The 12652-nt window shown below is 71.3% G+C and carries 11 protein-coding genes; 6 read left to right on the top strand and 5 right to left on the bottom strand.

What is annotated here, in order from left to right; genetic code table 11:
* Positions 1-9 precede the first annotated feature (9 nt).
* From ACGFMM_RS08665 to groL, 3 genes are all read left to right on the top strand, one after another.
* The gene (locus ACGFMM_RS08665) at positions 10-285 is read left to right on the top strand and encodes a MoaD/ThiS family protein (RefSeq protein ID WP_393644455.1); all 276 of its coding nucleotides are present in this window, start codon (positions 10-12) and stop codon (positions 283-285) included.
* A 426-nt stretch (positions 286-711) separates the two neighbouring features.
* A complete protein-coding gene (locus ACGFMM_RS08660; protein ID WP_005315736.1) occupies positions 712-915 on the top strand; it encodes a cold-shock protein in 204 nt (67 codons plus the stop codon).
* Positions 916-1224: 309 nt separating this feature from the next.
* The gene (gene groL / locus ACGFMM_RS08655) at positions 1225-2847 is read left to right on the top strand and encodes a chaperonin GroEL (protein WP_393644453.1); all 1623 of its coding nucleotides are present in this window, start codon (positions 1225-1227) and stop codon (positions 2845-2847) included.
* Between the two features lie 88 nt (positions 2848-2935).
* On the opposite strand, the gene ACGFMM_RS08650 is transcribed toward groL, so the two are convergent.
* The gene (locus tag ACGFMM_RS08650) at positions 2936-4570 is read right to left on the bottom strand and encodes a hypothetical protein (protein WP_393644451.1); all 1635 of its coding nucleotides are present in this window, start codon (positions 4568-4570) and stop codon (positions 2936-2938) included.
* Positions 4560-6215, bottom strand: coding sequence for a hypothetical protein (locus ACGFMM_RS08645; RefSeq protein WP_393644449.1), 1656 nt, complete (start codon positions 6213-6215; stop codon positions 4560-4562). The genes ACGFMM_RS08650 and ACGFMM_RS08645 overlap by 11 nt, the downstream gene beginning before the upstream one ends.
* 167 nt (positions 6216-6382) lie before the next feature.
* Here ACGFMM_RS08645 and ACGFMM_RS08640 point away from each other — a divergent pair, with 167 nt between their 5' ends.
* Complete coding sequence (locus ACGFMM_RS08640; protein ID WP_393644447.1) at positions 6383-6946, top strand: GNAT family N-acetyltransferase; 564 nt, start codon at positions 6383-6385, stop codon at positions 6944-6946.
* Between the two features lie 31 nt (positions 6947-6977).
* On the opposite strand, the gene ACGFMM_RS08635 is transcribed toward ACGFMM_RS08640, so the two are convergent.
* Complete coding sequence (locus tag ACGFMM_RS08635) at positions 6978-8849, bottom strand: protein kinase (RefSeq protein ID WP_393644445.1); 1872 nt, start codon at positions 8847-8849, stop codon at positions 6978-6980.
* A 131-nt stretch (positions 8850-8980) separates the two neighbouring features.
* Here ACGFMM_RS08635 and ACGFMM_RS08630 point away from each other — a divergent pair, with 131 nt between their 5' ends.
* Positions 8981-10498: an alpha/beta hydrolase gene (locus ACGFMM_RS08630; protein WP_393644443.1), complete on the top strand. Its 1518-nt coding sequence runs from the start codon at positions 8981-8983 to the stop codon at positions 10496-10498.
* 40 nt (positions 10499-10538) lie between these two features.
* On the opposite strand, the gene ACGFMM_RS08625 is transcribed toward ACGFMM_RS08630, so the two are convergent.
* Positions 10539-11111 carry a dihydrofolate reductase family protein gene (locus ACGFMM_RS08625; protein ID WP_393644441.1) on the bottom strand — a complete coding sequence of 191 codons (573 nt, stop codon included), beginning with the start codon at positions 11109-11111 and terminating at the stop codon, positions 10539-10541.
* A gap of 149 nt (positions 11112-11260) precedes the next feature.
* Here ACGFMM_RS08625 and ACGFMM_RS08620 point away from each other — a divergent pair, with 149 nt between their 5' ends.
* Complete coding sequence (locus ACGFMM_RS08620) at positions 11261-11968, top strand: alpha/beta fold hydrolase (protein ID WP_393644439.1); 708 nt, start codon at positions 11261-11263, stop codon at positions 11966-11968.
* Here ACGFMM_RS08620 and ACGFMM_RS08615 read toward each other — a convergent pair.
* Entirely contained in the window at positions 11949-12635 is a 687-nt protein-coding gene (locus ACGFMM_RS08615) for a Uma2 family endonuclease (RefSeq protein ID WP_393644437.1), read from the bottom strand. The genes ACGFMM_RS08620 and ACGFMM_RS08615 overlap by 20 nt on opposite strands.
* Positions 12636-12652 lie beyond the last annotated feature (17 nt).

Genomic DNA, 12652 nt, shown 5'->3' with positions numbered 1-12652 from the left:
GGAGTACGCATGAGCGTCAACGTCCGCATCCCCACCATCCTGCGCACCTACACGGGCGGGCAGTCCGAGGTCCCGGCCGAGGGCACGACCCTCGCCGAGGTCATCGCGGACCTGGAGAAGAACCACACCGGCATCGCCGCCCGCGTCCTCGACGACCAGGGCAAGCTGCGCCGTTTCGTCAACGTGTACGTCAACGACGACGACGTCCGCTTCGAGCAGGGCCTGGAGACGGTCACGCCGGACGGCGCGGGCGTCTCGATCATCCCGGCCGTCGCCGGAGGCTGACCATCGAGCACAGTGCCGGAGGCTGCTGACGCGCTCCACGCGTTACCCGCGGTATCCCAATTGCCCCCTCCGTCAAGAAACGGAGGGGGCAATTCTGCATGGTTGAGCGCGGTAGAGTTGGGGAAGTCCCCTCCGCTGCTCATGCCGACCGCATATGAGAATGCGCCCGCATGCGACAAGAAGCAGCCAATGTGCTCGCGCGATGTGTACTTTTTGCGCCTTTTCCCGGGCCCGACTTGCCCAGGAAATCAAGGAAATCTCCGCAATTCTCCTTTCTCGTTCGCTCAGATTTCTCGTCCGATTGACCTGTTGCAGAGGGCAGTTGGGCAGATACATTCAGCCGCGGTCGACGCGTTCCGGCGCAGGGTCTGACCCGGGTCCGCGAAGTGCGGTCCCGCGCAAGGGCCAGTAATAGGGGAGTTAGGCATGGCTCAGGGCACCGTCAAGTGGTTCAACGCGGAGAAGGGCTACGGCTTCATCGCGGTCGACGGTGGTGCGGATGTTTTCGTCCACTACAGCGCGATTCAGATGGACGGCTACCGCACCCTCGAAGAGGGGCAGCGGGTCGAGTTCGAGATCTCGCAGGGCCAGAAGGGCCCGCAGGCCGACATGGTCAAGCTCGCCGTCTGACCGCGGCGCGATCGGCCACCGACGCACTTCGTTCGAGGGGCCCGCATCCACCAGGATGCGGGCCCCTCGTGCGTGCGTACAGCGGGTGGCGACGACCGGCCCGATCCCCGAGAGGCGCTTGCACTCGCCTGGGTCGAGTGCTAATCATTGGCGTTAGCACTCTCCCAGTGAGAGTGCTTACGAGGATCGGGCAGACGAGGTCCGCAGGCCGGGCGGGGCAAGGAACCGCACGGCGCGCAGACCGTCCGTCGCGGGCGTCGGCGCGGTCCTGGAGCGTTATCCACCCCATGTCCGGGAGGACCACTTCACATGGCCAAGATCATCGCGTTCGACGAGGAGGCCCGGCGCGGTCTCGAGCGCGGCATGAACCAGCTCGCTGACGCCGTCAAGGTCACCCTCGGCCCCAAGGGTCGCAACGTCGTCCTCGAGAAGAAGTGGGGCGCCCCCACGATCACCAACGATGGTGTGTCCATCGCCAAGGAGATCGAGCTCGAGGACCCGTACGAGAAGATCGGCGCCGAGCTGGTCAAGGAAGTCGCCAAGAAGACGGACGACGTCGCCGGCGACGGTACGACCACCGCGACCGTTCTCGCCCAGGCGCTGGTCCGCGAGGGCCTGCGCAACGTGGCGGCCGGCGCCAACCCGATGGCCCTCAAGCGCGGCATCGAGAAGGCCGTCGAGGCCGTCTCCGGTGCGCTGCTCGACCAGGCCAAGGAGGTCGAGACCAAGGAGCAGATCGCCTCCACCGCCTCCATCTCCGCCGCCGACACCCAGATCGGCGAGCTCATCGCCGAGGCCATGGACAAGGTCGGCAAGGAAGGCGTCATCACGGTCGAGGAGTCCCAGACCTTCGGTCTGGAGCTCGAGCTCACCGAGGGCATGCGCTTCGACAAGGGCTACATCTCGGCGTACTTCGCCACCGACATGGAGCGTATGGAGGCCTCGCTCGAGGACCCGTACATCCTCATCGCCAACTCCAAGATCGGCAACGTGAAGGACCTCCTTCCGCTGCTCGAGAAGGTCATGCAGTCCGGCAAGCCGCTGCTGATCATCGCCGAGGACGTCGAGGGCGAGGCCCTGTCGACCCTGGTCGTCAACAAGATCCGCGGCACCTTCAAGTCCGTCGCCGTCAAGGCCCCGGGCTTCGGCGACCGCCGCAAGGCCATGCTGAACGACATCGCCATCCTCACCGGCGGCACGGTCATCTCCGAGGAGGTCGGCCTCAAGCTCGAGAACGCCGGCGTGGACCTGCTGGGCCGCGCCCGCAAGGTCGTCATCACCAAGGACGAGACCACCATCGTCGACGGTGCCGGCGACAGCGACCAGGTCGCCGGCCGCGTGAACCAGATCCGCGCCGAGATCGAGAACTCGGACTCGGACTACGACCGCGAGAAGCTCCAGGAGCGCCTCGCGAAGCTGGCCGGCGGCGTGGCCGTCATCAAGGCCGGCGCCGCGACCGAGGTCGAGCTCAAGGAGCGCAAGCACCGCATCGAGGACGCCGTTCGCAACGCGAAGGCGGCCGTCGAGGAGGGCATCGTCGCCGGCGGCGGCGTGGCCCTGCTGCAGGCTTCCGAGGTCTTCGAGAAGCTGGAGCTGGAGGGTGACGAGGCCACCGGCGCCGCCGCCGTCAAGCTGGCGCTCGAGGCCCCGCTGAAGCAGATCTCCGTGAACGCCGGCCTCGAGGGCGGCGTCATCGTGGAGAAGGTGCGCAACCTGCCCGTCGGCCACGGCCTGAACGCCGCCACCGGCGAGTACGTCGACATGATCGCCGAGGGCATCATCGACCCGGCGAAGGTCACGCGCTCCGCGCTGCAGAACGCGGCCTCCATCGCCGCGCTGTTCCTCACCACCGAGGCCGTCATCGCCGACAAGCCGGAGAAGGCCGCCGCGGCCGCTCCGGGCGGCATGCCGGGCGGTGACATGGACTTCTGATCCCTCGACGGATCGGCAGTTCTCGCAGGACGCGAACGAGGGCGGTACCCCCAGCAGGGGGTACCGCCCTCGGGCGTTGCACGGACCGTCAGAGGACGTCGACGAAGTCGCCGACCGCGGACGAGTTGAAGTGCGTGCCGGTGCTCGTGCCCAGGTAGCGGATCAGGTACGTGCCGTCGACCGTCGCCGTCGTCCTCAGCGAGACGCCGCCGTTGGCCGCCGACTTGCCGGAGGCGACCAGCTTGTACGTGCTCGTCCCCTTCGCCTGGAACCACAGGCCCACCGGCTGCCCGGCGAACAGCGTCCAGGCGCCGTTCTTGTACTGCTGGAGCCCACCGGTCACCGTCACCGCCGCGCCCTTGCGCACCGGCTCGGGCGCCGCGTTCACCGAGACGACGCGCGTCTGGGTGCGGGAGAGGCCGAAGACCGGGCCGAAGCTCTCGGCCATGGTGTCGGTGGCGGGGTGGTGGACGCGGAACCAGCCGCCGGTGCTGCGGCCGGTGACGGTGAAGCCGTATCCGGAGTGGGTTTCGCTGGTGCCGATCACCTTCCAGCCCGTGCGGCCGTCCGCGGAGTGCTCCAGCCGCATCGGCTCGGTGTGGAGCCCCTGGGATTCGTAGGTGTACTCCAGCATGCCCGTCACCGTGACCGTCGTGTCGGCCGCGAGCGAGCCCCGTACGTTCCTGATGTGGGACTCGGCCGGCATGGCCACCTGACCGCTGGCGCCTCCATTGAGGAACACATCGGTCGGCGACACGTACCAGCTGCCCGCGTACTGCCCCGGCGCGCCCTTGAAGAGGGCGGTGTACCGGCCGTCGCCGTCGGTGGTCGCGAGCCGCACCATCCCACCGGAGTTGACTCGCACCTCGGTGCCGGCGAGCGGCGTGCCGCCGTCCGTGGCCACCACGCGGCCGCTGATGGCGAAGGGCTCACCGGGCAGGACGCGGGTCTTGTCCGCCGTGCCGGTCACCGTCACCGGGCGGGCCGTGACGCTGTGGAAGGCGTTCTGCTGCTTCAGGGAGCCGTGGACCTGGTCGCTGTTCTCCGAGAAGGCGAGGTCGTACCAGTTGGTGTTGGTGGTCACCCGGTAGGGCTCGGCGGCGAACGAGCCGTCCGCGGCCACGGCGACCGTCTGCGGCGCCGACGCCTCGGGGTAGCTCCGCGACACCTGCACCGTACGGCCCGTCAGCGGGACCGTGTCGCCGGAGCCGGGCTGGACGCCCGTCAGCGTTCCCTTCGGGCGGGCGACCGGGTCGGTCCACTCCGGGCTCGCGAGGGTGAACGTCGCCTCCGGCCGGAGCGTGAAGTCCAGCGTTCCCGCGTCGAGCCGGGTGAGCTTGTTGCCCTTGCTGTCCTCGGCGGTGACGTCGATCGAGTACCGGCCGAGGTCGGGGATCTGCCCGCCGTCCTCGGTCAGCTTCAGCGGGGTCTCGGCAGGCAGTTGGTAGTAGCCCGCCGCGTTCGACGCGGTCAGCGCGGGCAGTTCGACGAGGACCTGGTCGCCCTTGCGGATCTTCGCCGAGACGGAGGTGACCGTGCTGTCCGGCGCGTCCGTCCAGGCCGAGACCTGGAACGCGCCGCGCTGGTGGTCGAACGTGGTGGCCCGGCCGATGCCGACGGTCACGGTGTCGGCGAAGGCCGGCGCGGCGGGCGCGGTGAGCGCCAGGGCGACCGCGACCGCGGTCAGGGAACGCCGGGGCATGCCGCGGTGATCAGCGCGCATCGATGTACACCGCCTTGGACTCGCTGTAGAAGTAGCCGGTGAGCGGCTGGGTCGCCATGCCCCAGTACCCGTCGCCGTAGTTGGTGGCGGTGAACTTGAACCCGCCGTTGGCGGCGGTCTTGACGTTCTTCTTCACCCAGTACCACTGGCTCTCGCCGCGCGGCTTGAAGTACAGCGTCAGGTACTGGCCACCCGCCGGCTTCCAGACCCCGGAGACCTGCTTCTGCACCGCGCCGGACACGGTCATCGTGCCGTTGACGGTCGGGCGGGTGGGGCTGATCGTGAAGGAGGAGAACCGGGTGAGGGTACGGGTCTGGAAGACCGGCGCGGAGACCGCCGTGATGTACCGGTCGGTCTCGGCGTGCACCACGCGGTAGTACGCGCGGACGTAGCCGTTCACCGAGATGTCGAACGGACAGGCGGCCGTGCCGGTGTACGACGACCGGCCCCATTTCAGGCTGCGCCAGGTCCGGCCGTCCAGGGAGTACTGGATGGCGACGGGCTCGGACTCGCAGCCGACGGCGTTCAGCTTGCCGGTGGCCCGGACCGTGCCGAACGGGTCGATCGCGATCTTGACGTCGCTGAAGGCGGCCCGCTGCGGAACGGCGATGCTGCCACGGGCGAACGGCAGCTCGCCCAGGTACACCGAGGGCCGGACGTGGGTGAACACGTCGGTCGCGACGGGCGCGCTCGCGGGATACGCGAAGGTGCCGTCGGCGGCCGCGTCCGCGCCGCCCATCGGACGGGCCACGTGGTGGACCCACGCGTACGGCCAGTCCCGCGACGAGACGACGGGCGCGCCCGCGAACGGCTGCCAGCCGTCGTTGGTGAGGCGCTCGACGCGACCCTTGACGTTGACGTTCTGGCCCAGGGGGACGCGGAACTTGTCGAGGGTGGCGTTGATCCGGTACTTGGTCTGCTCGACGCCGACGGTCTCCCGGACCTTGTGCGTGGCGTCGGGGTCGGTGTCGGCGGCCGGTTCGACGACGGTGGCGGTGCCGCTCTCGACCCGCGCGTTCGGCGTGAAGGGCACCGAGAACGTGCCGCCGTTGCCGGTGACGGCGGTGGCCTGGGCCGACGGGTTCGGCCCGCCGTCCAGGTCCAGGGTGACCTTCACCTTGGTTCCGGCCCTGGCGGGTCCGCTGGTGCCGGTCGACGGGTCGAAGGTCGTCGCCTTGCCGGAGAGCACCACCTGGCGGTGGTCCCAGTCCGTCGTCGTACGGTCGAAGACGGTCTCGGCGACGCCGGTGTGGAGCTTGTAGGCGAAGGTGCCGCCGGTCCAGTGCTGAACCGTTCCGCCGGGCAGTCGGTAGTCGACGGAGACCGGGTAGTCGCCCAGTGCCGTGCCCTCGGGCAGCCGCAGGGCCGCGTCGGTCTTCCAGCCGGCGGGCTGACCGGTCGAGTAGTCGTACTCGTGCGGCCGCAGCTCGTCGGTCGAGGCGAGGACCGCGGCGTCCGGGGCGGTGGACGCGAGGACGTTCACCTTCACCCAGAGCGCGTTGGACGGCAGCCCGATGTCGAGCCGCCCGTCGTCGAGCGTGGTGGTACGGGTGACGGTCGCGGTCTCCGCGTAGGCCGCGGGCGCCGTGACCAGGGCGGGGGCTGCGACCCCCGCCGAAAGGACGAACATGGCCGCGGCACGCACGACGGCATGCGACGGCCTGCGCGTTGAGCGCATCAAGGGACCCCCCACAGGTCAGAAAAGGCGCGGCTCGCGTGATCGCGGAGGCCGCGTGGGAGCACGATAGCGCCCCGGCGTTGAACGTGTTCACTCAAGGGGCGGATTCGGCGGGTGTGCGCGATGCTGTTGGGGTGAGTGTGTTGAGTGAGCAGGGGCTCGTCGTGCCACGGCTCGCGGCGGTCTCCGGCTCGGGCGAGGAGTTCGCGCTGCGCCGCTGGGAGCTGACCGACCTGCCCCTGGTGCGGGAGGCGTCCACGGACCCGTACATCCCGCTGATCACGACCGTCCCGTCGGAGTACAGCCGCGCCGAGGGCGAGGCGTTCGTCCACCGTCAGTGGGCGCGGGCCGAGCAGGGCAGCGGCTACCCGTTCGTCGTCGAGCGCCGCTCCGACGCCCGCGCCGTCGGCACGGTCGGCCTGTGGCTGCGCGACCTGCCCGAGGGCCGGGCCACCCTCGGGTACTGGATCTCCCCCCGCTGCCGCGGCGCGGGCGCGGCCGGCGCGGCCCTGGGCACGGTCGCCGACTGGGCGCAGCGCGAGCTGCACATCCCCCGGCTCCAGCTCTTCGTCGAACCCTGGAACACCGCGTCCTGCCGCACCGCCGAACGCGCGGGCTTCGTCCGCGAGGGCCTGCTGCGCTCCTGGCAGGACGTCGGCGGCGAGCGGAAGGACATGGTGCTGTACGGGCGGGTGTGAGTCCGTGGTTCCGTGAGCCCGGCCCGGGCGACTAAGAGTTCCGCCACTTCTGGGTGGCGTCGTTCGGGTCGCAGGGCTTGGAGCCGACGGCGTACCCGCCGCTCATGTACAGGCATTGCTTCTCGGCGACGTTCTCAAGGAGCCGGCCGCCGGACGTCGTGGCGTAGACCCGCCACAGCTGTGCATCGGAGCCGTTGCAGGGCCTGGATTTCATGCCCGCGTAGCCCATGGACTCCAGGCAGTTGCCGGTGGCCTTGCTGACCACCCGGAACGTGGTCGAGGAGACCGGCTTGTACGTCCACTTGTACGTCCAGGTGGCGCCGTTCGTGGCCGGAGTCCCGCACACCTTCGACCAGACCGCCGTGCTGCCTCCGTAGCCCTCCTCCTCCGACAGACAACGGTCGTCCGAGGCGTTCCTCAGCAGATACGTGCCCGAGGGCGCCGGCTGCGCCGGAGGCTTCTGCGCGGGCGGCTTCTGCGCCGGCGGCCGGTCGCCGGACGGCGTACCGGCGCCGCCCTGAGCGCCGCCCCCGGAGGCGGCGCCGCCGGAAGCGCCCGCGTCCGGTGCGGGGCCGCCCGCGACGGGCGGGCTGCTGACCGCGCCCGGGGAGGCGCTGCCCGCGGTCGACGGGGCCGGCGAGCCCGAGGGCCCGCGCGTGCCGGGCGTCGCGGTGGCGGTGATCGAGGCCGTCGGCGAGGACGAGGGCTTCGCGCCCGCGCTCACGTCGGTGACGTACGGCAGCAGGGCGACGGTCAGCGTCGTGCCCGTGCCGATGACGATCGGCACGGCGAAGACGAGGAGCCGCGACCGCTTGCGGGCGGGAGCGGGGGCCGGCGCGGGGGGCTTCGTGGTGCCCTCCGCCACCGGCGGCACCGGCACCGGCTCCGGTTCCTCCACCTCCTCCGGCAGCACCGGCGGCACGGCCGCGAACGCCGCCCGCTCCGCGATCCGCGCCGCGACGGCGGCCGGCCAGGGCGACCGGGAGCCGCCGCCCAGCTCCAGCGTCGCCCCGGCCTTCACCCCCGCCAGATGCCCGTCCGCCAGCTCGACCAGCCGCTCGGCCGTCGGGCGGTCCTCCGGGTCCTTCGACAGACAGGACGTGACGATCGCGGCCAGCTGCGGATCGGTCTCCGGCAGCGCGCCGAGGTCCGGCTCCTCGTGGACGATGCGGTAGAGCAGTTCGAGGCCGGAGCCGTCGCCGAACGGCGGACAGTTGTTCGCCGCGTACAGCAGCAGGCTGCCGAGCGCGAACACATCGGCGGCACCCGAGAGTTCACGGCTGGCGACCGCCTGCTCGGGGGCCATGTACGCGGGCGTGCCGACGACCATGCCGGTCTTGGTGAGCCGGCTCTGGTCCGCGGCCCGGGCCACGCCGAAGTCGATGAGCGTCACGCCGTCCGCCGTCAGCATGACGTTGGACGGCTTGAGGTCGCGGTGCACCATGTCCGCCGCGTGCACCAGCTTCAGGCCCGCCGCCGCGTCGCGCAGCAGCCGCCACAACGAGGGGCCGGGCAGCGGGCCGTCGTGGAGCCGTACCGCCTCGTTCAGGGTGATGCCGGGGATGTACCCGGTCGCGAACCACGGCGGCCGCGCGGTGCGGTCGCTCGCCAGGAGCCGGGCCCCGGCGTCCCCGGGCAGCCGCGCCAGGTTGTCCAGCTCGTGCCCGAAGTGCCGCAGGAAGTCGGTGTCCTCGGCCAGCGCCGGCAGCACCTGCTTGACCGCCGCGTACGAGCCGGGCCGCCCCGGCTCGCCCTGCGTCGCGCCGAGGTACACCCGGCCCATACCGCCCGCGCCGAGCAGCCCGAGCAGCCGGAAAGAGCCGATCCGCCGCGGATCGTCCGGCTGCAGCGGCGTCGCGCCGCTGCCCGTCAAAGTGAAGTCGTCGTCCGTTCCCCCGGTCATGCGGCACAGGCTATCGGCTTTGCCACAAAGGCAGTTGGGGGTGCCCGGCCCTCTCGCGGGGGGTTATCCCCCGACGCGGTCCGGCTGCTGCCCGGATGGGTCTGTGACGCCCCGTCAACCACTCTTTTCCCATGACGACTCACCGACGCAACGCCCTCCTTGTCGCCCTCTCCGCCGCCACCGTCGCCACGGCCCTGCTGCCCCTGGCCCCCGCCTCCGCCGCCGCCCCGGCCGCCCCGGCCGCCCCCGCGCTCGACTGGACGGCCTGCGGGCCCGCAGGCCAGGGCCAGGAGTGCGCGAAGCTCACCGTGCCGCTGGACTACCGCGACCCGGACGGCGAGCAGCTCGCCCTCGCCGTGACCCGGATCCGCAGCACCCGGCCGGAGGCCCGCCGCGGCACGCTCATGGTGATCCCCGGCGGACCCGGCGGCTCCGGAGTCGAGCGGCTCACGCAGAAGGGCGCACGGCTCGCCAAGGAGACGGGCGGGGCGTACGACCTCGTCGCCTTCGACCCGCGCGGCGTCGGCGGCAGCTCCCGCGCCAACTGCCGGCTCGACGAGGCCGACCGGTGGATGGTCACCCTGCGGTCCTGGCCCGCCGCCGACGGGGGCATCGACGCGAACGCCGAGCGCTCCCGCCGCACCGCCGAGGCCTGCCGCCGCAACGGCGGCGCGGTCCTCGACAGCTTCACCACAGCCAACCAGGTCCGCGACATGGACCGGCTGCGCCGCGCCCTCGGCGAGCAGCGGCTCTCCGCCTGGAGCACCTCGTACGGCGCGTACGTCGCCGCCCAGTACGCCCAGAAGTTCCCGCGCCGCACCGACCGCATCGTCCTCGACAGCAGCGCCGACCCCGACCCGAAGCGGGTCGCGCAGGGCTGGCTGCGGGACATGGCGAAGGGCGCCGAGGTCCGCTTCCCCGACTTCGCGGCCTGGGCCGCGCACCCCGAGCGCGACGACGACGGGCTCCGGCTCGCCGCCCGGTCCGAGGACGTGCGCCCGCTGTTCCTGGCCCTCGCGGCCCGCCTGGACCGGGAGCCCGTGCCGAGCACGACGGCCGGCGTCGCGGTCGACGGCAACGTCCTGCGGCAGGCCATGCAGCTCGCCCTCGGCAGCGACGGCGCGTTCCCGTCCCTGGCCCGTCTGATCAAGGCGGTCCAGGACCCGGCCGCCGCCACGGACCCCACCCGCCGGCCCGTCCTGCCGCCGCCGCTCGCGCAGCCGCTGAGCGACGAGGACGCGGCGATCATGGTCGGCGTCATCTGCAACGACGTCCGCTGGACCGGCACCGTCGGGGACCACCGCACGGCCGTCGCCGCCGACCGCACCGCCCACCCGCTCACGGCCGGCTTCCCGGTCAACATCACGCCCTGCTCGTTCTGGAAGGCCCCGGCCGAGAAGCCCACCCGTCTGACGTCCGACGGCCCGTCCAACATCCTGATGATCCAGAGCCGCCGCGACCCCAACGCGCCGCACTCCAGCGGCCTGAAGATGCGCGCGGCCCTCGGCGACCGCGCCCGCCTCGTCACCGTCGAACGCGGCGGCCACGGCATGTACCTGGGCAACGGAAACGCCTGCGGCGACGCGGCGGTCACCCGCTTCCTGCTCACGGGCGAGCGCCCGGAGCAGGACGTGTACTGCGCGAACTGACGCGGGCCCTACGGCCCTACGGCCTCACGGTCCTGCGGTCCTACCGGACGACGTCGAAGACGTTCTTCTGCACCCCGTTGCCGTACGCCTCGGCCTCGACCAGCTTCAGCTGCTGGGCGTCCTTGTCCGTGGCGCTGAACAGCCGCTTGCCCGCGCCGAGCAGGACCGGGAAGACCAGCAGGTGGTAGCGGTCGATCAGACCGGCGTCGGAGAGCGCGTGGTTGAGGGTGGCGCTGCCGTGCATGATGATCGGGCCGCCCTCGGTCTCCTTCAGCGCGGCGACGTCCGCCACGGAGCGCAGGATCGTGGTCTCGCCCCAGTTCGACACCAGGTCGCTCTCGGCGAGCGTGGTGGAGACGACGTACTTCGGCATCACCTTGTAGTCGGCGAACTCCTCCATGTCCGGCCACACGGGGCTGAACGCCTGGTAGCTGGTCCGCCCCAGGAGCATCGCCGCGGCCTCCTTCTGCTCCCGGCCCTTGATCTCGAAGGCCTCGGGAAGGAACTCGGTGTGCTTGAACGTCCACCCGGAGTTCCGGTAGCCGGGCTCGCCGCCGGGGGCCTCCACGACGCCGTCGAGGGAGACGAAGGCGGTGCTGATGAGAGTACGCATCTGAAGCTCCTGGGTGACGTCGCTGAGTTCGCTGCTTGTCGGGCCTACATGATCTGAGACCCGGCCCGGACCGAGAACTCATCGCAAGCGGCGAAACTTTTTCGAGCAGCTGCCAGGCCGCTGTCGTACCCGCTCGGTACGGTGCCGCCATGACTGCTTTCGTACTGGTACCAGGGGCATGGCTCGGCGCGTGGGCATGGGACGAGGTCGCGGCGGAGCTGCGGGCGGCCGGGCACGAGGCGCACCCGCTGACGCTGACCGGCCTGGCGGAGAAGCGGGACCTGCCGGCGGGGCAGCGCACGCATGTGGACGACATCGTGGCCGAGGTCGACCGCCTGGGCTCGGACGACGTCGTCCTCGTCGGCCACAGCTACTCCGGCATCCCGGTCGGCCAGGCCGCGCAGCGCATCGGGAACCGGCTGCGGCGGGTCGTCTTCGTCGACGCGGGCGTCCCCGCGCACGGCGAGTCCTTCGCCTCGGCGTGGTGGCAGGGGCAGCCGGCCTTCGAGGCGGAGCTGGCCGCGCACGGCGGGGACTGGGCCCCGATCACGGCCCCCGAGTGCGCGGGCCAGGACCTCACCGACGACCGGATCGCCCACTTCCTCGCGGGCGCCACCCCGCACCCCGGCGCGAGCCTGACCGAACCGGCGGTCGTGACCGGCTCGTTGGCGGACCTGCCGGCCACGTACGTCAAATGCCTCCTCGACGGGGAGGAGCCGACCCCGGACGTGGCGGCCCTCCTGAAGAGCGACAGCTGGCGTCTGGTCGAGATGGAGACGGGCCACTGGCCGATGTTCTCCCGCCCCCGCGAACTGGCGGCCGTCCTGATGGAGCAGGTCAGCGGGCGTACTCCTTGAGCTTCTCGGTCTCGAGGGTGATGTCGACGGGCCCGGGAAGCGGGACGGTCGCCCCGAAGGGGTAGGCGGCGCGCTCCTGGTAGAAGCCGTTGCGGGGCTCGCTGAAGACGACGAGGGAGTCGGCGTCGCGGTCGATGAGCAGGTGGACGGGGATCTCGGACGCGGCGTACCCGTCGCGCTTCTCGATGCGGTCGCGGCGGTGGGTGTCGCGGTCGCGGGACGTCACCTCGACGACCATGAGGACCCCCTTGGGATCGCCCCACAGCTCGGGCCTAGGCGACGCGACGAAGTGGTCCACCGGCGCGAGTGCCCCGTCCGCGATGGCCCTGCCCTTGCGGTAGGTCTCCACCCGCAGCTCCTGCTCGGGGTAGAACGCGAGCTCCGGCCGCTGCTGCATGCACACGCGCAGCAGCCACATGACCATGGCCTTGTGGAGTTGGTCCGGCAACGGCTTGACCTTCAGCTTCCCGTTGATGAATTCCAGCTTCACGCCCTTCGGGGCGAGCTCGGCGAGTTCCTCGAAGTTCTCGACGTCCCTGGGGCCGTACTTGACGATCAGGCGGCCGTTGATGAGCTCGAACGTGGCGAGCTCGTCGGCCTTTCGGGAGAACTCCACGAAGTCCTCGAAGGAGATGTCTTCGCGGTCATCGGCGGGGCTGGGGGTCATGGCGTCGCCTCCTCGCC

This window comes from Streptomyces sp. NPDC048604 (assembly GCF_043199435.1).
GTDB lineage: Bacteria > Actinomycetota > Actinomycetes > Streptomycetales > Streptomycetaceae > Streptomyces.
This window is presented reverse-complemented; position numbering and strand designations above follow the sequence as displayed.

Bases quoted from the DNA above. Each gene is read 5' to 3' on its own strand.
- ACGFMM_RS08665 (WP_393644455.1), top strand. From the start codon at position 10: ATGAGCGTCAACGTCCGCATCCCCACCATCCTGCGCACCTACACGGGC.
- ACGFMM_RS08660 (WP_005315736.1), top strand. From the start codon at position 712: ATGGCTCAGGGCACCGTCAAGTGGTTCAACGCGGAGAAGGGCTACGGC.
- groL (WP_393644453.1), top strand. From the start codon at position 1,225: ATGGCCAAGATCATCGCGTTCGACGAGGAGGCCCGGCGCGGTCTCGAG.
- ACGFMM_RS08650 (WP_393644451.1), bottom strand. From the start codon at position 4,570: ATGCGCGCTGATCACCGCGGCATGCCCCGGCGTTCCCTGACCGCGGTC.
- ACGFMM_RS08635 (WP_393644445.1), bottom strand. From the start codon at position 8,849: ATGACCGGGGGAACGGACGACGACTTCACTTTGACGGGCAGCGGCGCG.
- ACGFMM_RS08630 (WP_393644443.1), top strand. From the start codon at position 8,981: ATGACGACTCACCGACGCAACGCCCTCCTTGTCGCCCTCTCCGCCGCC.
- ACGFMM_RS08625 (WP_393644441.1), bottom strand. From the start codon at position 11,111: ATGCGTACTCTCATCAGCACCGCCTTCGTCTCCCTCGACGGCGTCGTG.
- ACGFMM_RS08620 (WP_393644439.1), top strand. From the start codon at position 11,261: ATGACTGCTTTCGTACTGGTACCAGGGGCATGGCTCGGCGCGTGGGCA.
- ACGFMM_RS08615 (WP_393644437.1), bottom strand. From the start codon at position 12,635: ATGACCCCCAGCCCCGCCGATGACCGCGAAGACATCTCCTTCGAGGAC.